Raw genomic sequence first — 22,087 nt, 5'->3', positions numbered from 1 at the left:
GTTAGGTGGCGTACTAATGGGCATTTTCCCGGCACAGTCAGCTATTTTCTATATTCTGGCTCTGCCTGCACTGCTGGCCGCGATCACGATTATTTTACATCGTAATGTCGAACTTACTTTGAAGGTTAAAGGGGCGGAACTCGGTGATATTCCTGCCTTATCGCAAAATCTGAACAACCGATAGCATCATCAGCCTGGCCAGCGCTGTTGCGGGAACAGCGAGACGCGCATGTTAAACAGGTGAACCAGCGGAGCCACTGCCGCACGCTCCTGCAGCGCAATTTTCTCCAGCCGCAGCAGCAACTGATCCAGTTCATCCAGCAGATCCGGATGCGGCAGCAGCTGAAGCGACTTCATTTTGCGCTTCAGGTAGAGTCCCAGCTCATGGAACATCTGACCGCTGTCGATACGGTGTGCCTCTAACACCTCACGATAGCGGGCATAATAGTCGTAGCAGTTGGCGCCCAGCCAGGTTTCGCTGATCAGATAGCCACCCACCACGATGTCCGGTACCGGATCGAGCCGTTTGCGCGGCAGAATAATGTTCACCCGGTCCAGCATCCGGGCAATAAACTGTTGCCGGGACAGCAGCGTGGCGGAATTGCGTTCGACCTTTTTAATAAAGCTCAGCAGGTCGCGCAGTCCGCGCAGTACCGCGCGTCGGGCAATCCACGAGGGCCGCTTGTTACGGATCAGCGCCGTCAGCACCACCGCAAACATAATGCCCACCATCGACGAGATAGCCGCATTCAGGGTGAGGATCAGATCGGGAACATAGTGATGACTCAGCCCGATAAAGCCCGGTATCTGGATCGCCACGCTCAGACCAATCAGATTGGTGGTCGGATTAGCAATCACCAGGCTCAGCAGCATCAGCCCCGGCAGCAGACAGATCATTAATGCCTGCAGCGTGTTGGCCTGGGAGATCAGGAACGCGATATAAAACAGGCTGACCACCAGCGCAATCATCACCCCTTTCACAAACAGCTTCATCGGCGTCACCGGTGAATCCACGCCGGCAAAAAACGAGCTGATAATCGCGGCCATCAGCGGTGCATTCGCCCCATCGGCCCAGCCGCTGCCAATCCAGAACAGGCTGGAGAGAAAGGTGGCCAGAAAGGCCGTCAGCACCGACAGGCTCAGCAGTCCGTTATCGATGTGACGATGCTCGCGGATGTTTCTGATGGCCGCCCCGTCGCCATGACTGTAGAGATCGCCGGCGCGGGCGCTGACGTTCTGGTAAGCATCTGCAATACGAACAAAGTTAGCCAGCCGGTCCAGTAAGCCAATCAGCAGCAGGCTCTCTTCAGTCGCCAGATTTCCCGCCTGCCAGTCACGCTCCAGCGTCGCCTGTCCGTCTGCGATGGCGTTACGCAGCCCTTCGATATCGTTAACCCGATCGTGATTAAGCCACAGCAGAAATTGCTGGAACACCGAGGTGACACAGAGCGGAAAGCGAATATTCAGTTCAGCCAGCACCCCGAGGCGGGATTCAATCGCCGTCAGCGTCGGCAGCAGATAGGTCAGATGCTGATACTGTACGCTGACCAGACGGATGACATTACGCGCCGCTTCCCCTTCATATACGCAGTGCGTCAGCAGCGTTTCGACGTTCAATGGATAGCCCGCCATCTGGATCAGGATATCCTCCCGCTCCAGAGACTTATTCTTTGCCATCCCGCTGACCAGCTCATCACACAATTTACGCGCATTCTGAAACCAGTGATCAACGCTCTGCCCAAGCAAATGGTGCATCGGAACCGGGAAAACCAGCCGGTGGACCAGCGTGCTACAGAGAATGCCGAGGGTGATCTCCTCAATACGGGAAATCACCGTATTAACGATAGCCGACGGCGTGTTCACCTCCGGGAAGCCCATGATCGCCGCGCTATAACCGGCCAGCATAAAGACGTAGCTTTTCGGCGTGCGGTCATGCAGCGACAGATAAAGGCAAAAGGTCACCCACAGCGAGACGCACAGGCTGAACAGCAGCGGTGACTGCACCGTTTCGGGATAGATCAGCAGGATAAAGACGCCGCCGAGTACGGTTCCTATCAGACGAAACAGCGATTTCGAGACGGTCGACGCGGCATAAAGCTGAGAGGTGACAAACACGGTGGTCAGCGCCCAGGCCGGTTTTTCAAAGTTAAGAATCAGAGCAACAGATAACGCGATAAATGCGGCAAGGGAGGTTTTGCAGGCAAACAAAACCGCGTTTTTGGTAAACCATTTCATCGAGTGAGAGGACCGAAATACGTCTGTGGCGCGTATCCTGACAGAAGCGTGCTGCTTTTACTCTCAGTTAAATTATACAAATTATTACCGGCCTTCCCTGGCCGGTTCAGGCTGCGGCTGACCGGGCCGGCTGCACCCGATTCGACTCAGCGACGGGTCAGTGCCAGACGGATCCCAAGGCCGATAAAAGTGGCTCCGACCAGCCGATCCAGCACTTTCTGTAACCTCTTATTGTTCGCCACCACGCCTGCGGCCCCGCCCGCCAGCAGCGCAAACATCACGTCGGTCATCAGGCCGACCAGCGCATAGGTCATCCCCAGCAACAGGAAGGCACTGGCGTGATGCTGACTTCCAGCCACCACAAACTGCGGGAAGAAGGCGATAAAAAACAACAGCACTTTGGGATTGGTGATTGAAGTGATGAAACCGCGCAGCAGCAGTAAGCGGGTGCCCGGCTGCGCGCGCGGCGGCGACGTGATCTCCGCTGCTGCGGATGTAATAAAGGTTGACCCAATCATTCTGGCCCCAAGGTAGATCAGGTAGGCCGCACCGAGATACTTGATCAGCGTGAACAGCAGCGGCGAGGCGGCAATCAGCGCAGTCAGCCCCAGCGCACTGGCCACGGCATGGGTACAACTGCCCAGTGCAACCCCGACGGCTGACAGGATACCGGAACATCGTCCCCTGGCGACGCTTTGTCCCACTACATAGGCCAGATCGGGACCTGGCGTAATACAGAGCAGTAAAATGGAAGCAACAAATAGCGGGAAATGCACAATATCGGACATTACGGCTCCTGACCTTTATCCGGGGTTAACAGGCTATTAACCTAACAGCCGACCACGTTTTTTTAAACCCCGTCGCTGATCGGTTGTCGCACCAGCGCCCGGTCCTGATCCAGCAAAAATGGCCGCAGATAACCCACCGTGTTTGAGAGTAAGATCACTTCATCGGAGAGCTTCAGCCGCAACACCTCGCACAGATAAGTTTTGCGCTGCATCATCCGTTGCCAGACCGCTGGAAACTGCGCAGCCAGTTGGGCGCGCAGTGCCGCATCCGCCAGACCGACGGTATCCTCAATACTGCAGCCACCGTAACCGGCCACCGAAGGAATGATATCGATCTGCAACAGCATGCCACTCTTCAGAATAATGGCTGAACCGGGCGAAACCGGTGAACTTAGCCACTCTTCGTCCGCCACCAGATGCCCCGGATTAAGGTGCCAGCCATACTGCGCTTTGGGGAGTGCTGCCTCAATTAACGCATAGAGTTCGCCACCGGTGATGCCGATGCGTAACTGTTCCAGCCAGCTGACCACCGCGTGGTAATAGGGGATCGCCAGCCGGGGCAGCCAGTCTGCAACGTGACAGGGTAACTCTGATGCCTGGCTAACGACGTAGGCGGCACGGCTGGTCAGCCCACCTTTATAGCCGACGGTTAACGACAGCTTATCGCCCTTCGCAATCTGTTTATCCGACGGATAAAGCTGCGCTTTCGTAAAGCGATCGCCGGTGGCAGCAATGGTCATCACGTTGCCAGGCTGGCCATCGCGGTTAAGCAACGCGCCAATGCGCTTCTCGCTGATGCCTGGCGCCACGCTGTCCAGTGCCGCCAGCATGGCAGTGGAAGCCCGATTCGCGCCCGATTCGTAAAATGCCACTTCATCGGCGCTGTTAATGCAGCGTGCGCCGTCATCGGGTGAGATAAACAATCCAGTGGCGTTCATCAGATGTGCCATGCCACCCGCCGCTTCAGCCGCTGCCGCACAGATAAAGTGTGGTAAATCGAACATTGCGGGCTGCTGACCGCTAAACAGCTTCCAGCCCACCAGCCCGGTACGCCTGTCCGGCACAATTCCTGCCTGACCCAGCAAGCGGGAGAGCGACGGCTCACCGCTCATCGGCTGATTGGGCAGCGAGAACAACGCCGCGTGCAGGCTGCGCCCCGGATTACGGGCAAATGGCACCAGTTTGAGGTTTTCGTTGCCCATGATGTAGGCCAGCTCGCCCTGCTGATTAATCACCAGCAGCGCCTCTTCGAAGCGCGGAATAAAGCCCGCCAGATACTCAAAGTTGCTGCCGTGCTCTTTATCGGCGTAGATAATCAGCTGCGCAATCTGATGCTGTTTCATACGCTGAACAATCGCCGCCAGCCGGCGATGCAGGGTTTCATCCGCCATCACGTGGCTCGCCACGTCAGGAAAGGTCGGCGGCGACGGAATGGATTCCAGGGCGTAACGATCGGTGTGCGTAACAGAATCGGTGTGCATAACAGACTCCAGGCTAACGGGAAAAAGAATCAGTCTATGGGGTTCCGGGCCGCCCTGTTACCGCCGCGATCAATCTTTCTGCCGTAACCGCTCCAGCATGATCAACGAGTGGCTGAAGATGGCATCGGCGATATGCTGCGGAAATCCTGCAGGCAGCGCATCCCGCACCGCAATCACCGCTGGCGGAAAAGCCCGGATAAAGAAGTCAAAAATCTGTTGCAGACTACCGCTATCAAAATTGACGCTTTTTGCCGTCGCGTAGAAATGACGCGGGAATATCTTATCGATCCCGTTTTTTTTGCCTTTGCTGGCCCGCAGCCCCATCGCCAGCTTCAGCGCGCGCTTATTCAGGCCGGTGCCGCCCAGCACCGGGTAGGCGGAAATCACGTCATAAAAGGGCGTCAGACGGTAGCTGCCGCCGCGCTCAATAAACAGCGAGAAATTCTTGGCGTGGCCGTCAGTCGCCCCAATCAGCCACTGAAACACCTGGAACAGCATGAAGTGATAACGATCCTCTATCGCATTACTCGATCCCATTAGCAACTGCATGATCTCCGCGATACCCGGCCCGCCGTCAGACTCATATTTCGTCGATGACGGCAGCCCCAGCGCCTGACAAAAATCCTCCTGCGGCAGGCGTATCAGCCGGGTTCTGTCGCGTGACCAGCGCCGATCGAAGCGCTCCACCGCCAGCGCCCGCATCGCGCCAGCACGGATAATGGTGGCCTGCGGGACGTTAAGCCCCAGCGCTCTGGCCAGCGCCAGACAGAGATACTCATTTTCTACGCTTTCGCGCATGTCCAGCGTCGCCGCCGGCTGCTTAATTTCGCCAATCGGCAGTTTAATGATGTGCGACGTCGGCGTGGCCCCGGCAGGAATGCTCCAGCCCTGTTCGGTCTGCAGCAGCGCCGTTTTCTCCTGCGCACCCGCTACCGAAATCCGAAAGTCGGTCTCTTCGCGCAGCATCCCAAGCGGAATGTCAGCCTGATAGGCTGACAGCACACTCTCCAGACGCGCCTCATCCAGCAGCTCGTAACGCACCTGTAATGGCGGCAGCGGCATCTCGGGCGGCAACAGCATGGTCGCACCGACGCTGTCACGTCCCACTTCCTGCAACAGATCAAACGGCTGGCGGGATTTTATCTGGTAGCGCGCCACAATCCGGTCACGAATCAACGGGCTATCCGGCAACAGGTTGTCGAAAAAGTTAATTACCGCGTGGGACGTGATGACAGGAACCTGCAGCGGCATCGAGAGTGACAGCGGCCTGGCGAGCGGATTGCTCAGCCATGCTTTGTCATACTGAAATTCGTGCGCGCCATTGCGCTGACGGGTCAGCACCCCGACCCGCTCGCCGTTCATCCACGCAATCAGCCTCTGCATTACCAGTCATCCTCGTCATTCAGTGGCGGCGCAGCGGCGGCCGTTTTCTCCTGTACCTCCAGGCTCAGCTCCAGCGACTGCAACAGCTTAAACAGCGTCGCCAGCGAGGTGTTGTCCGGTGAATTTTCGAAATGTGAAATGGTCGCCTGTTTCAGGCCCACTTTTTTAGCCAGCTCACTCTGGGTCCAGCCATTGCGCTGGCGGATAAGCTTCAGCCGGTTCGCCAGCTGCAGCGGACTGTATATCATCGGGTCTGTTCCTCGGGGTCAGCAGAAGGTCAGCATAGCGCATTCTGATTATCCCCGAAAGGGGATAAAGCGCATATTATACCCGATAAGGTATAAATATCATTTTATACCCTTTAGAGGATAAATACCTTATTATCCCCCATTGGGGATATACACCGCCATGAAGCAGCCTGACAGGAGGAAAAGCATGAGATTACATGCGGGTTTTACCGTGACGGAGCAGATCGAGGAGAAAGACCGGCAGGCATTACTGGCCGGACTGGGCAACTACAACCGCCAGTTTATTGACAGTGAGAACCACGGACCGCTGGCAGTATTTCATCATGACGCAGAGGGAGCGCTGCGGGGCGGCGTGATCGCCTCACGTAAGGGGAACTGGCTCTGTATCGACTATGTGTGGGTGGACGATACGCTGCGCGGCACCGATCTGGGCAGTGCCTTACTGCGGGCAGCAGAACAGCAGGCAATAGCTTATGGATGTCAGCAGGCGCTGGTGGATACCTTCAGTTTTCAGGCGCTGCCGTTTTATCTGAAACAGGGTTATCAACAGCAGATCACCCTGCCCGACTTTCCGCAAACCGGTATGCAACGTCACTACCTGACGAAAACACTGAAAGGTTAAAGGTCACGACGCTAAGTTGGCTGTCATGGCCTTAGCGTCGTGACAGCGTCACAAAGCGGCAATGCGCCGCAGATCCGCTTCAGCACCAGGGCGACCGCCAGCACCTGCGCCCCTTTAATGATGCGATCGCCTTCGATGTTAAAGGGATGCACCCAGCCGCCCGCCTCTTTCACCAGACAGTAACCTGCCAGACAATCCCAGGCATGCATATAAGGTTCGTAGTAGCCCACAACCCGACCGGCCGCCACCCACGCCAGCATCAGGCGCCCGAGCCGATGCGAATAAAGTTACCACCCGCCGTCAGCAAGGCGGCCACAATTTCACCAACCTGCTGTGGGCTGACATAGCTGTTAGCACCAAAGCCTGTGACGTGATTCTGTAAAGTGCGTGCCGGATCAACCTGTAACCGACGGCCATTTAGCGTTGCGCCCTCGCCCAGCGCCGCCACATAGCACTCATCAAAGGTCGGGGCATAAATCACACCGATAATCGGCATGTCGCCCCGCAGCACGGCAACCGATACACACCAGTTTGGCATTCCGTTGAGAAACGGGCTGGTACCATCAATCGGATCGACCACCCAGGTATACGCAGTCCGGCCTGCCTGCAGGCCCGTTTCCTCACCCAGAAAGCCATCATCAGGGAATGCCTCACGGATGGCGGCAGCAATCATCTGCTCCACGTCGCGATCGGCAATCGACACCACATCCTGCAGATCATATTTGGTTTCCACCACCAGCGTGTCGCGACGGGAAAAGTAGGATAACGCCGTAGCACCGCCTGCGCGGGCGACCGCCTCAGCCAGCGCCAGACGCGACAGCATTTCTTCATGCAATTCCATGGTAACTCCTTGCGGTTAAGCAGATTAGCGGGCAATCAGGGCCAGCCCCTGTGGCTTAAAATTAACGCCGACCCGGGCGGCAAGCGGCAGGCGCTGCTCCATGTGCGGATCGATGATGAACAGCGATCCCAGCTCGGTAGTGACTTCATATTCGATATGGTCGCCCAGCCAGCTGCTGTGAATTACTTCACCCTGCAGCGCACCCTGCCCGTCGACGGACAAGGTGATAAACTGCGGCCGCACCGCCAGCTGCCCGCTACCGATTCTGGCCCCGGCATCGCGCAGCCGGAAACGCTGGTTACCGACCCGAACCAGTGCCTCACCGGCTTCCGCCTGCTCAATGTCGCACGGCAGAATATTAGCCTCGCCCATAAAGTCGGCGATAAACACCGAATTAGGCGAATGATAAAGGGTTTCCGGCGCGCCCTGCTGGGCTATATCCCCCTCTTTCATAACAATGATTTTATCGGAGACCGCCAGCGCCTCTTCCTGATCGTGCGTCACATAGACCGCGGTAAACCCCAGCCGCTGCTGAAGATCGCGAATATCCGTGCGCACCCGACGCCGTAAACGCTCGTCCAGATTCGACAGCGGCTCATCCAGCAACAGCACCTGCGGTTCCAGCACCAGCGCGCGGGCCACCGCAATACGCTGCTGCTGTCCACCGGAAAGTTCAGACGGCAGACGCTGCCCCTGACTTTCCAGCCCGACCAGTTTCAGCCCCTCCCGCGCCCGATCCTGCGCCTCGCGTTTGTTCATTCCCGACGACTGCAGCCCATAGAGGATATTGTCGAGCGCATTCATATGAGGAAACAGCGCATAGGACTGAAACACCATCGCCACGTCGCGCTCATTGGCGGGCAGATGGGTGACATCTTTACCGCCGATCAGAATACGGCCCGAGGTCGGATGCTCCAGCCCGGCCAGTAGCCGCAGCGTGGTGGTTTTGCCACAGCCGGAGGGCCCCAGCAGCGTCACCAGCGTGCCTGGCTCCACGGTTAACGACAGGTCGGGCAGCGCAGTAAAGCCGTCAAAGCGTTTAGCGACATGCTCAAAAACCACCGATCCAGCATTGATGGGGGTCATACGGCTCTCTCCTGAGTCAGGGTAGGAACAGGCGCGGCAATGGCCGCAGATTGTGTGGCACGGCGCAGGCGGCGTTCACCCACCAGCAGCTGGAACAGCCCGATAATGACTAACATCACCACGATCAGCACCGACGAATAGGCAATGGCGACGCCGTACTCACCATTCTCCACCAGCCCGACAATGTAAGAGGTCGCCATGTTGTATTGCGCGCTGACCAGAAAAATTACCGCACTGATGGAGGTAATGGCGCGCACAAAGGCATAAACCAGTGCCGCGCTGATCGCCGGTTTGAGCAGCGGCAGCACCACTTTACGTAAGGTCCGGAAGCTGTTGGCACCCAGGGTCAGAGAGGCTTCATCCAGACTTTTATCGAGCTGACTCATCGCCGCAATGCCGCCACGCACGCCGACCGGCATGTTACGGAACACAAAGCAGGCAATCAGGATCATCGCGGTGCCGGTGATCTCCAGCGGCGGCAGGTTATAAGCCATCACATAGCTGACACCGATTACGGTGCCAGGAATGGCAAAACTCAGCATCAGCATGAACTCAAACGTCTGCCGTCCGGCAAACTTCTGCCGCACAATCAGCCAGGCGGTCAGCAGCCCCACCACTGCGGTGAGCGGCGCGGCGATCAGGGCGATCTCCAGCGTGGTCCAGAAAGAGTTCCAGGCGACGCCGCTCCAGACCAGCTGCCCCTGATTCAGGCTGACGCTGAAGGCGCGGATATAGTGATCCAGCGTCAGCGCATTATTCAGGCCCCACGATTGCACGAAGCCGCCAATCATGATCATGCCGTAAATCACCAGCGTGAACAGGCCCCACGGGATCACCATGCCATAGACGCTGTAGCGCACCGGGCGTGGCAGCTGCACATGGCGACCGCCGTCGCCTTTGCCGGTCACGGTGGCAAAACTTTTCCCTGACAGCCAGACCCGCTGCAGCAGAAACGCCGTCAGGGTAAAGCCCAGCAGGATCATCGCCAGCACTGCGGCACGGCTCGGGTCGTTCTGCGCCCCAACCACCGAGAAGAAAATTTCGGTCGACAACACGCCGTGGCTGCCGCCCAGCACCATCGGGTTGCCGAAATCCGCCATGCTTTCGATGAAGCTGATCAGAAAGGCGTTCGCCAGTCCGGGCGCCATCAGCGGCAGAGAGATGCGGGAAAAGGTGCGCCAGCGGCTGGCACGCAGAGTCTGAGACGCCTCTTCCAGCGACGGGCTGACCCCTTCAACCACGCCAATCAGCACCAGAAACGCAATCGGGGTAAAGGACAACACCTGAGCAAGCCAGATCCCGGTGATGCCATACAGCCAGCGGCCAGGCTCAATGCCAAACAGCGTCGCCAGTGACGTGGTGACCACGCCGGAACGACCAAACAACAGGATCAGCGCCAGCCCGATAACGAACGGCGGCGTAATGATCGGCAGAATGGTCAGCATCCGCAGCGCTTTTTTACACGGCAGCGAGGTACGGGTCGCCGCCAGCGCAAACGCCAGTCCCAGCAGCGTGGAGCCGCTGGCGGTCATCAGCGCCAGACCCAGCGTGCGCCACGCCGTGCCGCAGGTGCCGCCGGTCACACAGCCGACACTCCAGATAGCCGGGTCCTGCAGATTGGCGATCAGCCCGTAGGGCTTAAAGCTGCCATCAATGTCCTGCACCGAGGCGACAAACAGACTGAGCACCGGATAAAGTACAAAGGCAGACACCAGCGCCACCAGCAGCACAATCGCGGCCACCACAAAGGCATCGCCTTTCAGCACGCCGCGTTCGGCCAGTGCAAAGGAAAAAATCAGCAGAAATACCGTCAGCAGCAGTAACGCGCCCGCGCCCATTGCCGGCTGGCCCTGCTCCAGCGGCCCCATGAGATTTTCGAGCCACAGCCAGTTCCAGCCGCTAAACCCGATGGCATGGCCTTCCACCACCAGGAACAGAATGCCGCAGGCGCTGAACAGTAACAGTAAACCGCTGCGGCTGCGCCCCGGTGGCAGGAAGACGCAGGCAGCAGCAAGCAGCCATAACGCCACGGCGATAGCCAGCCAGCCATGCTGCATCAGTTGCCACAGCGCCGGCGCGCTGTTCTCATCACGCCACAGTGAGACCAGCCAGTGTCCCGAGAAAAAGCCCTGCTCCAGGCTGTACCAGGGCAACAGTATCAGGGCAGCCGCACCGGCTATTAACGCGCCGGTTAAGCGACGATTGTGCGCATTCATGAATCACCTCGATCTGATGCGGACACCAGGCTTGCGCCACCGCGGTTCTGCAGGTGTCCGGCTTCGCATCACCGGACGAAAAACAGCGTTACCGGGCGCTGGCACCGATCTCTTTATCCCACCGTCCGAGCAGCGCTTTGCGTTTCGCCGAATCCCCGTAGGTTTTGAAGTCATAATCGATCAGTTTGATATTCTCAAAGCGCGGCGCATACTCGGAGATCTCCGCCTTGCGGTTCGACGGCAGCTGGAACGATTTCGCCTCTTTCATGTGCGATTGCGCCTCAGCGCTCAGCGCCCAGTCGTACCAGCTTTTGGCGTTCGCCAGATTACGCGCGCCTTTGATGATCGACATGGACCCAATCTCATAACCGGTGCCTTCACAGGGCGCGACAGGTTTAATCGGGAAGCCATCCACTTCCATCGCCACCGCATCATGCATAAAGACGATGCCGAGCGTGGTTTCACCGCGAGCAGCCGATTTAACCGGTGCTGAACCCGATTTGGTGTATTGCGAAACGTTGGCGTTGAGTTTTTTCAGGTAATCAAAGGCCTTGTCTTCGCCCATGATCTGCACCAGCGTCGCCAGGGTGTTATAGCGGTGCCGGAGGAGTTAGGATTGGCGATCTGGATTTCCCCTTTAAAGCCCGGATCGAGCAGATCGGCCCAGCAGGCGGGCTCCTTCAGCTTTTTCTCCGCCAGCAGTTTAGTGTTGTAACCCCAGCCCAGCGCACCGGCATAGACGCCCACGGTGCGATAACCGGAGATCTCCGCCACTTTTTGCGACCACGCCTGCTGCTGGTCAAGCAGCGGCGATTTGTAGGGCTGGGACAATCCCTCTTCAGCCGCCTGCATATGCGGATCGCCGGTGCCTGCCCACCAGATATCGGTACGGGGATTACGCGCCTCGCTGCGAATACGCGCATAGGCTTCTCCGGCCGATAGCCGCACCATGCTGAGATGGATATCAGGATGAGACTGACTGAACAGGCGGGTCATCTGCTCACAGACCACCACATCCGCCGAACAGATCATATTGAGATTACCAGCCGCGGCTGCCGCAAACGGCAGGGCCGGACAACTGACGATAACCGCAGCGAACAGAGATGAGTAACGCATGGTGTTCTCCTTGAGGGCGAGGATAGCGCCTGAACGCGCTTTTATTTTGCACTGCTGTGCAAAGTAGTAAGGCGGCCCTGCTGCCCTGTCAATTAACATGTTAAGCAATTGACAGGCGCTGTCACAAATTTGAAACACTATCGGTGAGATTACTTTTGCACAGCCTTGCAACTTCAGGCAGACTCAGAGCGGATCATGCATAACGCGGGAGAAAATCATGCATCAACTGAAGGCGGTGGTCAGTGCGCAGGATGTCGCTGATCGGGCGGGCGTTTCCCGCTCTGCGGTATCACGCACCTTTACGCCGGGTGCCAGCGTGTCGGATGCTACCCGGGCACGGGTATTGAAAGCCGCCGAAGAGTTGGGCTACCACGTTAACCATCTGGCGCGCGGTCTGGTGCGCAACCGCAGTGGCATTGTCTGCCTGATCGCCTCTGAAGTGGATACACCCTACCGTGCCAGCCTGGTCCGCGGGATGACCCAATACCTGCAGGAAGCGGGAAAGGTGGCGATGCTGATCAATACCGACCGCTCCGATGATCGGGTCTCGGCCGCATTACAGCAGGCGATCAACTTTCGCGCCGATGCCTCAATCATTCTTTCCGGCATGCCTGACAGCGCCATCACCCGGCTCTGCTACAAACATGGGCAGCATCTGGTGCTGATTAACCGCGATGAATCCCTGCCCGGCTCGCTGAGTATCAATCTCGACTCGCGCCCGGCGGCGGAGATGGCGGTCAATGCCTTTGTGCGGGCTGGCTGCCAGCGCATCGCATTTGTCAATTCGCTGGCCGGTACCCCGAGCCTGCTGAAACGCGAGCGGGATTTTCTGGCAGCAGCAGAGAGAGCCGGTGTTCCGGTCCAGGTCGAACACTTTGGCTCGACCTCCTATGAAAGCGGTCAGATCATGGCGCAGCGGCTGCTGACCCGCAAAGTCCGTCCTGACGCGGTGTTCTGCGCCACCGACCTGCTGGCGTGCGGCTTTATGGATGAGGCGCGCCACCGCTTTGCCCTGCGCATCCCGGAAGATCTGTGCATTGTCGGCCACGACAATATTCCGCAGTCTGGCTGGTCATCCTACAACCTCACCACCTTCGCCCAGCCGGTAGAACAGTTTGCCCGTGACGCTATCCGCTGGCTGACGGAGACCGAAGCGCAACAGGATGAATTACAACCAGCAGCTGAACAGCAAAGCGATCGGCGTATATATCAGGCTGACGTAGTCTGGCGGGGTTCAGTACGCGGCGGTTGATCCCGTTTAATATTATCGCCGGTGCCTGAGCGCCGGTAAAATAACCCTTTCTCTCTTTCACGCTTCGCTTTAAATAGCCCTCATTTTCTCCACAAAATATCGCCATCCAGCAGCACAGCCTGCGATTTTATGACTATTCTTGATCAGCATTATTAATTCATCCTGACCTTTACTGCTCAATGAATAAGCAGTCAGATGTGACAAATATCACATTTGTGCCAGGCTTAATCACTCAGATAATGATGTACAAGGAGCTTACAATGACGACACCAACGAACAAGACGCTCGATCTCGATCAATTTCCTAAGCCTCCTTTTGAGGAACAACCGCAACAGGCGCCAGGCTTAGTCAGCAAAATGATTCCGTTTCCCGACCACGGTGAAACCAGCTACCGCGGCACTGGCCGCCTGACTGGCCGTAAGGCACTGATTACCGGGGGTGACTCGGGTATTGGTCGTGCCGTAGCGATTGCCTATGCTCGCGAAGGCGCAGATGTGGTGATTAACTATCTGCCTGAAGAACAGCCCGACGCCGACGACGTGATTAAATTAATCGAAGCGGAAGGCCGTAAGGTTTTCGCTATTCCGGGTGATATTCGCTCTGAAGAATTTTGTCAGCAGCTGGTAAAAGAGGCGGCAGATAAATTAGGTGGTCTGGATATTCTGGTCAATAACGCTGGACGCCAGCAGTTTAATGAGTCCATTCGTACCCTGAGTACGGAAGATTTCGACGCGACGTTTAAAACTAACGTTTATGCGATGTTCTGGATCACCAAAGCGGCACTGGAATATTTGCCACGCGGTGCGTCAATTATTAATACCTCGTCAGTACAGGCCTTTAAACCCAGCGATATTCTGCTGGATTATGCCCAGACCAAAGCGGCCATCGTCGCCTTTACCAAATCCCTGGCGAAGCAGCTGGGCGGCGAGGGTATCCGGGTGAATGCGGTAGCGCCTGGGCCGTACTGGACCGTGCTGCAATCCAGCGGCGGTCAGCCACAGGAAAAAGTGAAGCAGTTTGGTGCCGATTCACCGATGGGCCGTCCGGGTCAACCGGTTGAAATCGCCCCGCTCTACGTCACGCTGGCCTCGACGGAGAGCAGCTACTCCTCCGGCCAGGTCTGGTGCTCAGATGGCGGCACCGGCACCCTGTAAACCCGTCCACGGTGGCCGCATAATGCGGCCACTTTTTTGTCCTGCCTTCGCCTGTTGTCTTAGTCATCACAGTGAAACAAGGAAGAAAACCATGGAGAACCAGATTTTCCAGCAGCCGTCCCGGGATAATGGTTTCGCGGGGTTGGGTGATTATGCCGCCATTGGTGAAGGGCGTTCAGTAGCGCTGATTGCGCCGGATGGCTCGATTGACTGGTGGTGCGCCCCGAACCTCGACGCAAAACCGCTGTTTGACCGTCTGCTGGATGCCGGTGTCGGCGGCTACTTTCAAATCGTGCCGCGCGAACCCTACCGGGTGACGCGCCGTTATCGCGATAACAGCAATGTGCTGGAAACCCGGTTTGAGACCGACAGCGGCACGGTGCTGCTGACCGAATCGATCAACAGTACGCTGGCAGGACGGCTGCCGTGGGGCGAACTGGCCCGCCGGATTGAAGGCGTGAGCGGCGACGTTGAGCTGGAGATCAGGCTGCGATTCGGCACCGCGGCGGAAACCCGTTCGCCGTGGATTGCCGACACGGAGAAAGGCAAGGTGTTTCACATTGCCGACGTCATGGCGATGTTCCGTACCAGCGATGATATCCGCATTACCCTGCTGGATGATGAGCAGGTCTGCGCCACGCTGCGGACCTCGGCCGGCTCGCGCTCACTCTGCGCCCTGTTGATCACCGAGAATGAGCCGCTGGCTGTCCCTGAGCTATCCGCCATCGATCAACGGATCGAAACCAGCCACACCGGCTGGACCAGCTGGGTGGAGAGCCTGAGCTATGACGGCAGCTACCCGGCACTGGTGAAGCGCTCTGCTCTGTCACTCAAATTTCTCTGGTACTCCCCCACCGGTGCGCTGGCGGCCGCAGCCACCACCTCATTGCCGGAAGGCATCGGCGGCGAGAAGAATTACGATTATCGCTACGCCTGGGTGCGTGACGCCTGTCTGATCATTAAAGCCTTCGTTTATCTCGGCGCGCTGGAGGACTGTAAAGCGGCCTTTTCGTGGTTGTCGCAGACTATCCTGCGTCACGGCGTCAGGCTGCGTGCCTGCTATGCCCTGAATGGCGATGAAGTGCCGGAAGAACGCTTTCCGCCGTTAAGCGGCTATCAGGATTCACAGCCGGTACGGGTCGGCAATAACGCCCGCGATCAGGTGCAGCTCAGCATGTATGGCGACATGCTGGCAACCGCGCAACTGTTTATCGAAGCGGGACACGTGCTGGATATCACCACCTCGCGGATGCTGGGCGAGCTGGCGAACTGCTGTGCCGATCACTGGCGGCAAAAGGATTGTGGCATCTGGGAGTTGCCGGAGTTGCAGCACTATACCCACTCCAAAATGGCGTGCTGGATGGCGCTGGATCGGGCGGTTGCGCTGGCCGAAAACCAGCATATCGAACCCACCTGGCTGGGCCGCTGGCAGCGGGAGCGCGATCGGATTCGGGACTGGATTGAGACGCACTGCTGGTCAGAACAGAAACAGGCTTACCTGTTTTACGTCGGCAGTGAGGATCGCCTCGATGCCTCACTGGCGCTGGTGCACAGCTACGGCAACGCGGTTAATCCGCAGCGGATGCTTTCAACCTACCACGCGATCCATCATGAACTGGGCAATGACAGCGCCATGCTCTATCGCTATAGCGGCGTCGACCAGGAAGAGAGCACTTTTCTCGCCTGTGCTTTCTGGCTGGCAGAGGCCTGGGCCGAGATGGGAAACATTGAGCAGGCCGACCAGGCAATGCAGCAGATCCTCGCCACGCTTGACCGGCATGGCAACGTCGACATTTTCAATGAGATGTTTGATGTTCGCAGCCAGAGCTGGCGCGGAAATATGCCGCAGGGGCTGAGCCATCTGGCGCTGATCTGTGCGGCACAGGCCATTTCAGAATCCAGAGCCGCGCGCTGAGGCGTCCGCCTGGCCGATCGGGCACTATTGCAGCCTGAAGCGCGGGTCAAAGAAAAAAGGCTCGACCACTACCTTGCTGATAATCGTCGCCGCGGCCGGGTGGGCAGGATTCAACAACGCATTCCACTCCCCGGTCAGGGTGCTCGGGACTTTCAGTATCAGGCCGTGATCCTGGCTGGCAAGCCAGCCATCGCCAATCTCCCGGGTCGATTGCGGTGCGGGATCGGCCTGCCAGTCGGCGGGAAGTGCCGCCAGCGACAGTTCGGCGATCAGCGAGTCAGGCACGCTGATCGACAGCATCGAATAGTCCTGCGCCAGATCCTGAATAGTGAGATGCACCAGCGCTTCCAGCACGCACAGCGCCCGGCTGGAACCCAGATAAACACAGCCGGTACCCACTGAATTCCAGCGTCCGCCGTAGGTGCGGGCACCAAAACCATCAAAGGCGGTCATCGCATATTCGCTTTTTACCAGCCGGTAAAAATGCACCGACGCCATCAGGTGATGACGCCATGTTCAAGCTGACCAATAAGATTCAGTACTGCTTCCGCGCCGGCAACGGTAGTGGTCATCTCTGCCGGCTTTTTGCCGCCCAGCGCTTTAGCGGGGGTTTCCAGCCACTGTACCAGCCGTGCCGGATCGTCACGCAACAGCGTGCTGGCGGCAGAGAGCACACGGATCAGCATATAAATCCGTCCGCTTTGATCGGGCGAAAAAGTCTGCTGAGGATCTTTGACTTTGCGGTTATAGGTACTGCGATCGATGCCCGCCAGGCGGCACAGCCAGGCTTCATCAAATGCGGATAGCGACGCGGTGCGTTTAAGTACCCCGCTGCTGAAACCGACGGCAATCCGCTGATGCGCATCCGGCAGGGTTTCCGGCAGGTTCAGCGCATGCAGCAACGAGCTGTTACGGCCACTGCTGGCAGGCGTATAAATGGCAATTGACATAACACAACCCTCTGTTCATTTGATTTTAATTTTAGCGCAAATGAACAAGGCGCGCCAGCTTTACGCCTGACGTACCAGTCGGCGATAGAGTGTTGGCGTCAAGCCGGTGACGCGCACAAAGGTGCGGCGCATTACGTCGCTGCTGGCAAATCCGCACCGATCCGCCCGCGGCTTGCCGTTATCCACCCCCTGCTCCATCAGCTGGCGCGCTTTGGCGATACGTTCGCGCCTCCCGCTGGCCATAACAGGGGACCGCCAGCGGACACTGACGCTGGCGATTACTGCAACGCCTCAAGAATTTGCCAGGCTGTTTTTATCCGCAGCGGATTAGGGTAGTTCTTGTTGGCGAGCATCACAATGCCGGTGTTCCTGTCGGGAATAAACGCGATGTAAGCGCCAAAACCGTTGGTGGAACCGGTTTTATGCACCCAACTGGCACTTTGAGAAGGCACGACGGGCTTCAGTTGCGTCGCGGGCTGGGGTTGCAACGCGATGCCGTTTTCACTGTCAGCGATCACCGTGGCGCCGCTCACCGGCCAGTCGTAGATCTCCCAGCCCAGTCCCTGATAGAAACTGCGCACGCTGAAATAGCGCGACTGCGCGGTACGAATGGCGTTACGCAACACCGTATTCCCCGAAGAGAGCCGATTAGGATCGGCATTCGCCTGCATAAAGGTCAGCATATCGCGGGCGGTCGATTTTATTCCGTAAGCCTCTGCGTCCAGCATGCCCGGCGACACCCGCACCGGCTGCCCGTTTTTATAACCCCAGGCGTAGTTCAGCATCATTGAAGGTGGCACGGTAATATAGGTGCGGGTCAGCCGCAGCGGCTGAAAGACATTTTTTTGCATCGCCTGCTCGTAATCGCCCTTAACCATCAGCGCACCAAACAGACCGATACTGGCATTGGAGTAGTGACGCAGCGTACCCGGCGCGGCCTGCGGTTGCCACTGTTGATAATAGTTAAGCAGCGAGGCCTGATCGGTCACCGTATCCGGCAACTGCAGCGGCAGACCGCCCGCCGTGTAGGTCGCCAGATGCAGCATCCGGATGTGACGCCATTGCTCGCCGGTCAGTTGCGGCCAGTATTTCTGTACCGGATCGTTGAGCGCGATGTCGCGATTACGGATCATCACCCCGGCCAGCACGCCGGTAAAGGTTTTACTCACCGATCCCAGTTCAAACAGGGTGTTTTCGGTGACTCTGCGTCCGGACGCCAGATCAGCCACACCGGCGTTGATGAACTGGGTGCGGCCTTTATACAGCACCGCGACTGACATACCGGGGATCTCCTGCTGTTCCATCAGCGGCTCGATTGCGGCTTTAACCAGGGAAGTGACCTGCTGTGAGGTGAGATCGGCGGCAACACAGCTGGCAGAAAGGGACCACAAAACAAGGTACGACAAAGACTTTTTCATTGGCGATTAACAGTATCTTCTCTGATTCGAATTATTTGCACTGGTCGGCACAGGCCTGTACACAGATTTGTGCCTGTGAACTGCACGCGCCGCTATCCCGGGTATTGCAATGGGATCGTTCGACATAGCAATTGGTCTGACAGGCTGAGACATCGCAGCGTGCGGCCACGGGCGTCAGCTGTGGCAGCGGCGCACGCGCCGGAAACGGGGATGAAGGTTGAGCAAAGGCGCTGCTGCCCAGCAGTCCGGACAGCAGCAGGCTGAGGAAAATTTTCATGATCGATCTCCAGATGAACGCTGCACTAAGTATGGCTAGTCTGGCACGCGTCGTCTGAAAAATCTTATCAAACTGGAAGGACCGGTGGGTGTTGAGTGACGTTGATCACGCCGCGGCGGTAAATATCGTGTAGCCGGACAATATAACGCTGCGGATCGTGCTGATCTTTGATGCGCAGAATAGCCGCCTCCCCTTTTTCCTGCAGCATCTCGGGCCGATCGAAAATGGCGAGCAGCGCCTGCTTCAGCCCATCCACCAGCGCCTGACGCAGCTGCTGTTTCTCCTGAGGCGTGCTGACACTGTATTCACGATCGCCGTTGAGCGCGCCGCCAATCACCCAACCGGCGCTGGCCGGATTAATCTCCGGTAAAGCACGCACATTGCTGGTGATCACCGGACAGCCGTTGGCCTGCATTTCCAGCACTGAAAAGCCGTAAGTCTCCTGCCAGGTAGGCAGTAAGCCGATGTCGCTGTCACGAAACAGCTGCAGCAGCGCACCATTATCCAGTCGGGAGCGGTGATTAAAACAGCGATAACGGCCGATGCGGTTCTCAATTGAACGCCAGAACGCCTCATCGTCCTGATGTTGCCGATGCGCCACATTATGCCGTTTGGTGAGATCGCCGATCAGCTGCACATCCAGCTGTGACTCATCCAGTTTGCGCTCTTCAATCAGCTCGCTTACCGCCAGGACCACTTCGGCTCCGCCTTTACGGTAGAACTCGTTGCCGGCGAACACCAGCCGGAATACCCCGGCCTGACGCGGCGCTTTATGCGGCGTGAACAGGGTCTGTGGTGGATGTAATACTACCGTTTTGCGTCTGATTTGCTGCGCCACACCGTCTCCGGGCGGAAACAGTTTCATCTGTATATTCAGCGTCGCATCTGAAATGGCGATCAGCCCAAGACAGTTCTCTTTCAGCAGATGCGGGATCAGCCGCTTCAGCTCGGGGTTATCCTGCTTAGCCACACCCGGCACCGGTAACACACGCGGTAATTCCGTTTCAAACGAGGCAACCCATTTCTGACGGGTAATCGCCACTTCATTAAACAGATGCAGAACCTCGGGCCGGGTTGCGGATGAAAATGGCAGCGGCAGAAAGATGAAGGATTTATTTTTTTTGAGTAACCGAGTCCGTAACGGGTTAATAAAGTAAAACAGATTGTACTTTTTGAGATTTACATATTCATTTTCCGGATTAACTAAAATATTACGCTGCTCCGGGTAGTGGTTATTGGTGATTCCGATTTTCATGATCGTATTCCAGAGTCCTTGAGTTCCGGATGATCTATATCATGCGTTTCCAGAAGGCGCGCCTACAGAATATCCTAAAAATTATTTTATCCGCTCATCGCGTTATTTATTTATGATTGCCAGTCAGGGTTTATTCCTGGACTGACGCAGCAGAAAAAAATTTATAGGTGATTTTTTACATCCATTATCATATTCCAGCGGGTAACGTCTTGATTAAATATGAGAAATAAAACCCCGGCAACCTGTGGGCCAGTTATTATGTGCAAGTTTAATAATTTGTTAAAAATAAACCGTCGCGACCCGGATACAATCAGTTGATAACTATTCAACTAATCAATTTTTCTGTAGTGATTTTTCAGTTATCGGGCCTGTTGTTTGCTTCCGTTTGTATCTCTTCTTTTGCGCCAATGGGTTGCAGGAGCCACGGTGTTAACCGCCTGGCCCGATGAAACAAATGATACAACAGCAGAATTTTTCTGCTGTGGTGCACCGTTCGGGCGCATCATATTGCAGCATAAGCGTGCACCGGCATCATTCGGGGTAACCTCTTCACGCTAATTTCCTGCGCTATGTTATTGAACAGGATGACAATAAAGGCTTTCTGGCTGTTTTGGGAGGTACTGGTACAAAAGTTGCAGTATCAGTAGCAAGCAGACAGGAGATAACTATGAAAGCGATCGTAATCGGGGGTGGTATCGGCGGTATGAGCTGTGCCATTGCGCTGGAAAAAGCGGGTATTGAGGTTGAAGTCTTTGAAGCGGTGAAAGAGATGAAGCCGGTCGGGGCCGCGATTTCAATCTGGCCAAACGGCGTGAAGTGTCTGAATGCCCTTGGCATGAAGGCGGCGCTGCGCGCGCTGGGCGGCAACATGGCCTACATGGCCTATCACGACGCGGTGACCGGTGCCGCGCTGACCCGGTTTAGTATGTCGCCGCTGGTGCAGCAGGTCGGTGAGTTTCCCTATCCGGTGGCGCGCGCTGAACTGCAGGCGATGCTGATCGATACCTTTGGTCGCCAGCGGGTCAATTTCGGCAAACGGGTGATTCAGGTTGAACAGAGTGATAACGGGGTGATTGCCACCTTTGCTGATAACAGCCAGGCTCAGGGTGATTTTCTGATTGCGGCTGACGGAACCCATTCGGTGATCCGTGAATATGTACTGGAACAGGCGCTGGAACGGCGCTATGCCGGTTACGTCAACTGGAACGGTCTGGTGGCAATAGATGAAAGCATCGCGCCTGCCGATCAGTGGACCACGTTCGTTGGCGACGGCAAACGCGTATCACTGATGCCGGTGAGCGATAACCGCTTCTACTTTTTCTTCGACGTGCCCCTGCCGAAAGGGCTGCCGCAGGATCGCAGCACCGTCAAAGCCGATCTGAGCGGCTATTTTGCTGGCTGGGCCATGCCGGTGCAGAAGCTGATTGCTGCGATCAACCCCGACACCACCAACCGGGTCGAAATCCACGATATTGAACCGTTCAGCCGCCTGGTTAAAGGACGCGTTGCGCTGCTGGGTGATGCGGCCCACAGCACTACACCGGATATCGGCCAGGGCGGCTGTGCGGCGATGGAAGATGCTATCGTGCTGGCCTCGACGCTGGCATCGCATTCGCTCGGCATCGAAGATGCCCTGCTGCGTTACCAGGCGCGCCGGGTTGAGCGGGTAAAAGATCTGGTGCTGAAAGCGCGTAAGCGCTGTGACGTTACCCATGCGAAAGATCCGGCGGTGACCGCAGAGTGGTATCGATCGCTGAAAAGTGAAACCGGCGAGCGGGTGCTGGCCGGAATGTGTGAAGCCATTGAAGGCGGACCGCTGGGTTAGTCAGCCTGCACTTTTATGCATCAGC

At 57.1% G+C, this 22,087-nt stretch carries 18 protein-coding genes and 3 pseudogenes; 6 read left to right on the top strand and 15 right to left on the bottom strand.

The window, feature by feature from the left end; all coding sequences use genetic code 11:
- A pseudogene (locus HA41_RS03250) lies at positions 1 to 184 on the top strand (aromatic acid/H+ symport family MFS transporter); the annotation flags it as partial.
- A 5-nt stretch (positions 185 to 189) separates the two neighbouring features.
- Here HA41_RS03250 and HA41_RS03245 read toward each other — a convergent pair.
- The 5 genes from HA41_RS03245 to hipB all read right to left on the bottom strand — a co-directional run bounded on the left by HA41_RS03245 (position 190) and on the right by hipB (position 6,135).
- Positions 190 to 2,235 carry an FUSC family protein gene (locus tag HA41_RS03245; RefSeq protein ID WP_094119572.1) on the bottom strand — a complete coding sequence of 682 codons (2,046 nt, stop codon included), beginning with the start codon at positions 2,233 to 2,235 and terminating at the stop codon, positions 190 to 192.
- Positions 2,236 to 2,381: 146 nt separating this feature from the next.
- On the bottom strand, positions 2,382 to 3,023 hold the full coding sequence (locus tag HA41_RS03240; RefSeq protein WP_094119571.1) for a LysE family translocator: 642 nt from the start codon (positions 3,021 to 3,023) through the stop codon (positions 2,382 to 2,384).
- Positions 3,024 to 3,085: 62 nt separating this feature from the next.
- Complete coding sequence (locus HA41_RS03235; protein WP_094119570.1) at positions 3,086 to 4,504, bottom strand: M24 family metallopeptidase; 1,419 nt, start codon at positions 4,502 to 4,504, stop codon at positions 3,086 to 3,088.
- 69 nt (positions 4,505 to 4,573) lie between these two features.
- A complete protein-coding gene (locus tag HA41_RS03230; RefSeq protein ID WP_094119569.1) occupies positions 4,574 to 5,887 on the bottom strand; it encodes a type II toxin-antitoxin system HipA family toxin in 1,314 nt (437 codons plus the stop codon).
- A complete protein-coding gene (gene hipB / locus HA41_RS03225; protein WP_094119568.1) occupies positions 5,887 to 6,135 on the bottom strand; it encodes a type II toxin-antitoxin system antitoxin HipB in 249 nt (82 codons plus the stop codon). Before hipB ends, HA41_RS03230 begins: the two co-directional genes overlap by 1 nt.
- Positions 6,136 to 6,322: 187 nt before the next feature.
- On the opposite strand from hipB, the gene HA41_RS03220 reads away from it, so the two are divergent.
- Positions 6,323 to 6,757, top strand: coding sequence for a GNAT family N-acetyltransferase (locus tag HA41_RS03220; RefSeq protein WP_094119567.1), 435 nt, complete (start codon positions 6,323 to 6,325; stop codon positions 6,755 to 6,757).
- Between the two features lie 48 nt (positions 6,758 to 6,805).
- Here HA41_RS03220 and HA41_RS03215 read toward each other — a convergent pair.
- The 4 genes and pseudogenes from HA41_RS03215 to HA41_RS03200 all read right to left on the bottom strand — a co-directional run bounded on the left by HA41_RS03215 (position 6,806) and on the right by HA41_RS03200 (position 12,016).
- A pseudogene (locus HA41_RS03215) lies at positions 6,806 to 7,598 on the bottom strand (inositol monophosphatase family protein).
- Between the two features lie 24 nt (positions 7,599 to 7,622).
- Positions 7,623 to 8,684, bottom strand: coding sequence for an ABC transporter ATP-binding protein (locus HA41_RS03210; protein ID WP_094119566.1), 1,062 nt, complete (start codon positions 8,682 to 8,684; stop codon positions 7,623 to 7,625).
- Positions 8,681 to 10,900, bottom strand: a complete 2,220-nt coding sequence (locus tag HA41_RS03205) for an ABC transporter permease (RefSeq protein WP_094119565.1) — start codon at positions 10,898 to 10,900, stop codon at positions 8,681 to 8,683. The genes HA41_RS03210 and HA41_RS03205 overlap by 4 nt, the downstream gene beginning before the upstream one ends.
- An 88-nt stretch (positions 10,901 to 10,988) precedes the next feature.
- A pseudogene (locus HA41_RS03200) lies at positions 10,989 to 12,016 on the bottom strand (ABC transporter substrate-binding protein).
- 217 nt (positions 12,017 to 12,233) lie between these two features.
- On the opposite strand from HA41_RS03200, the gene HA41_RS03195 reads away from it, so the two are divergent.
- The 3 genes from HA41_RS03195 (at position 12,234) to HA41_RS03185 (ending at position 16,337) form a co-directional block, all read left to right on the top strand.
- On the top strand, positions 12,234 to 13,268 hold the full coding sequence (locus HA41_RS03195) for a LacI family DNA-binding transcriptional regulator (protein ID WP_094119564.1): 1,035 nt from the start codon (positions 12,234 to 12,236) through the stop codon (positions 13,266 to 13,268).
- Positions 13,269 to 13,528: 260 nt separating this feature from the next.
- Entirely contained in the window at positions 13,529 to 14,422 is an 894-nt protein-coding gene (locus HA41_RS03190; RefSeq protein WP_094119563.1) for an SDR family oxidoreductase, read from the top strand.
- Between the two features lie 91 nt (positions 14,423 to 14,513).
- Positions 14,514 to 16,337, top strand: coding sequence for a glycoside hydrolase family 15 protein (locus tag HA41_RS03185; RefSeq protein WP_094119562.1), 1,824 nt, complete (start codon positions 14,514 to 14,516; stop codon positions 16,335 to 16,337).
- Positions 16,338 to 16,361: 24 nt separating this feature from the next.
- Here HA41_RS03185 and HA41_RS03180 read toward each other — a convergent pair whose 3' ends face one another.
- The 6 genes from HA41_RS03180 to HA41_RS03155 form a co-directional block, all read right to left on the bottom strand.
- Complete coding sequence (locus HA41_RS03180) at positions 16,362 to 16,835, bottom strand: RES family NAD+ phosphorylase (RefSeq protein ID WP_094119561.1); 474 nt, start codon at positions 16,833 to 16,835, stop codon at positions 16,362 to 16,364.
- Entirely contained in the window at positions 16,835 to 17,287 is a 453-nt protein-coding gene (parS, locus tag HA41_RS03175) for a type II RES/Xre toxin-antitoxin system antitoxin (RefSeq protein WP_094119560.1), read from the bottom strand. The genes HA41_RS03180 and parS overlap by 1 nt, the downstream gene beginning before the upstream one ends.
- A 60-nt stretch (positions 17,288 to 17,347) precedes the next feature.
- Positions 17,348 to 17,530 (bottom strand): hypothetical protein, encoded by a 183-nt coding sequence (locus tag HA41_RS03170; protein ID WP_094119559.1) that lies wholly within the window; start codon positions 17,528 to 17,530, stop codon positions 17,348 to 17,350.
- A gap of 35 nt (positions 17,531 to 17,565) precedes the next feature.
- On the bottom strand, positions 17,566 to 18,705 hold the full coding sequence (gene ampC, locus HA41_RS03165; RefSeq protein ID WP_094119558.1) for a class C beta-lactamase: 1,140 nt from the start codon (positions 18,703 to 18,705) through the stop codon (positions 17,566 to 17,568).
- A 31-nt stretch (positions 18,706 to 18,736) separates the two neighbouring features.
- A complete protein-coding gene (locus HA41_RS03160) occupies positions 18,737 to 18,982 on the bottom strand; it encodes a hypothetical protein (RefSeq protein ID WP_094119557.1) in 246 nt (81 codons plus the stop codon).
- 67 nt (positions 18,983 to 19,049) lie between these two features.
- Positions 19,050 to 20,237 carry a glycosyltransferase family 4 protein gene (locus HA41_RS03155; protein ID WP_094119556.1) on the bottom strand — a complete coding sequence of 396 codons (1,188 nt, stop codon included), beginning with the start codon at positions 20,235 to 20,237 and terminating at the stop codon, positions 19,050 to 19,052.
- A gap of 667 nt (positions 20,238 to 20,904) precedes the next feature.
- Here HA41_RS03155 and hpxO point away from each other — a divergent pair.
- Complete coding sequence (gene hpxO, locus HA41_RS03150) at positions 20,905 to 22,062, top strand: FAD-dependent urate hydroxylase HpxO (RefSeq protein WP_094119555.1); 1,158 nt, start codon at positions 20,905 to 20,907, stop codon at positions 22,060 to 22,062.
- The last annotated feature ends 25 nt before the right edge of the window (positions 22,063 to 22,087 follow it).

Origin of the sequence: Pantoea conspicua (genome assembly GCF_002095315.1) — a bacterium.
Classification (GTDB): domain Bacteria; phylum Pseudomonadota; class Gammaproteobacteria; order Enterobacterales; family Enterobacteriaceae; genus Pantoea; species Pantoea conspicua.
Note: the sequence above shows the minus strand (reverse complement) of the source record. Positions and strands in the feature narration are given on the sequence as shown.

Excerpts from the sequence above, each read along its gene's own strand:
- HA41_RS03240 (WP_094119571.1), bottom strand. The coding sequence starts at position 3,023 with ATGTCCGATATTGTGCATTTCCCGCTATTTGTTGCTTCCATTTTACTG.
- ampC (WP_094119558.1), bottom strand. The coding sequence starts at position 18,705 with ATGAAAAAGTCTTTGTCGTACCTTGTTTTGTGGTCCCTTTCTGCCAGC.
- HA41_RS03245 (WP_094119572.1), bottom strand. The coding sequence starts at position 2,235 with ATGAAATGGTTTACCAAAAACGCGGTTTTGTTTGCCTGCAAAACCTCC.
- HA41_RS03210 (WP_094119566.1), bottom strand. The coding sequence starts at position 8,684 with ATGACCCCCATCAATGCTGGATCGGTGGTTTTTGAGCATGTCGCTAAA.
- HA41_RS03235 (WP_094119570.1), bottom strand. The coding sequence starts at position 4,504 with ATGCACACCGATTCTGTTACGCACACCGATCGTTACGCCCTGGAATCC.
- HA41_RS03180 (WP_094119561.1), bottom strand. The coding sequence starts at position 16,835 with ATGGCGTCGGTGCATTTTTACCGGCTGGTAAAAAGCGAATATGCGATG.
- HA41_RS03190 (WP_094119563.1), top strand. The coding sequence starts at position 13,529 with ATGACGACACCAACGAACAAGACGCTCGATCTCGATCAATTTCCTAAG.
- HA41_RS03220 (WP_094119567.1), top strand. The coding sequence starts at position 6,323 with ATGAGATTACATGCGGGTTTTACCGTGACGGAGCAGATCGAGGAGAAA.
- HA41_RS03155 (WP_094119556.1), bottom strand. The coding sequence starts at position 20,237 with ATGAAAATCGGAATCACCAATAACCACTACCCGGAGCAGCGTAATATT.
- HA41_RS03185 (WP_094119562.1), top strand. The coding sequence starts at position 14,514 with ATGGAGAACCAGATTTTCCAGCAGCCGTCCCGGGATAATGGTTTCGCG.
- hpxO (WP_094119555.1), top strand. The coding sequence starts at position 20,905 with ATGAAAGCGATCGTAATCGGGGGTGGTATCGGCGGTATGAGCTGTGCC.
- HA41_RS03160 (WP_094119557.1), bottom strand. The coding sequence starts at position 18,982 with ATGAAAATTTTCCTCAGCCTGCTGCTGTCCGGACTGCTGGGCAGCAGC.
- parS (WP_094119560.1), bottom strand. The coding sequence starts at position 17,287 with ATGTCAATTGCCATTTATACGCCTGCCAGCAGTGGCCGTAACAGCTCG.
- HA41_RS03230 (WP_094119569.1), bottom strand. The coding sequence starts at position 5,887 with ATGCAGAGGCTGATTGCGTGGATGAACGGCGAGCGGGTCGGGGTGCTG.
- HA41_RS03195 (WP_094119564.1), top strand. The coding sequence starts at position 12,234 with ATGCATCAACTGAAGGCGGTGGTCAGTGCGCAGGATGTCGCTGATCGG.
- HA41_RS03170 (WP_094119559.1), bottom strand. The coding sequence starts at position 17,530 with ATGGCCAGCGGGAGGCGCGAACGTATCGCCAAAGCGCGCCAGCTGATG.
- hipB (WP_094119568.1), bottom strand. The coding sequence starts at position 6,135 with ATGATATACAGTCCGCTGCAGCTGGCGAACCGGCTGAAGCTTATCCGC.
- HA41_RS03205 (WP_094119565.1), bottom strand. The coding sequence starts at position 10,900 with ATGAATGCGCACAATCGTCGCTTAACCGGCGCGTTAATAGCCGGTGCG.